Genomic DNA, 703 nt, shown 5'->3' with positions numbered 1-703 from the left:
CGGCCTGGCTGAACTGGCCTATGCTGCGCGCACCGTGGCGGGCACGTATGCCCGTTACTGGGAGCCGTATATCACCATCTCCATCCTGTATTTCTCCATGACCATCTGCCTGGCGCTGGTGGTGGCCCGTCTGGAAAACAAGTACAGCGCGCCGCATCGCCGCTGAGCGTCTTTTTTCCCGCTGATCCGCAGCGATCAGCGGGAAGCGCGTGCGCTGCTCGCAGGCGGGCGGTATGATGCCGCGCATGACATCGATGCACACTCTTCCCCAACTCGCTCCCGGCAGCCGCCGCGTGGCCGTGATCGGCGCCGGTCCGGCCGGCCTGATGGCCGCCGAAGTGCTGGCCGCGCAAGGCGCCACCGTGGACGTCTACGACGCCATGCCATCGGCCGGCCGCAAATTCCTGCTGGCCGGGCGCGGCGGCATGAACATCACGCACTCCGAACCGCAACCCGACTTCCTGCCGCGCTATGGCCATCGCCGTGAACAGGTCGCGCCCTTCGTGCGCCGCTTCGACGCCGACCAATTGCGCGCATGGATACACGGCCTCGGCATCGAGACCTTCGTGGGCAGCTCCGGCCGCGTCTTCCCGCGCGAGATGAAAGCCGCGCCGCTGCTGCGCGCCTGGCTGCGCCGCCTGCGCGAACTGGGCGTAACGATCCACACGCGCAGCCGCTGGCTGGGCTGGAACGCGGACGGCAG

General features: G+C 68.3%; 1 protein-coding gene. It reads left to right on the top strand.

Annotated features, from left to right (window positions below; genetic code table 11):
• Nucleotides 1-254: 254 nt before the first annotated feature.
• Nucleotides 255-703: NAD(P)/FAD-dependent oxidoreductase (locus tag B3873_RS00365; protein ID WP_286863480.1), on the top strand; the 449-nt coding region annotated here is incomplete at its 3' end.

It is taken from the genome of Herbaspirillum sp. UBA812 (assembly GCF_002296545.1).
Classification (GTDB): domain Bacteria; phylum Pseudomonadota; class Gammaproteobacteria; order Burkholderiales; family Burkholderiaceae_D; genus Herbaspirillum; species Herbaspirillum huttiense.
This window is presented reverse-complemented; position numbering and strand designations above follow the sequence as displayed.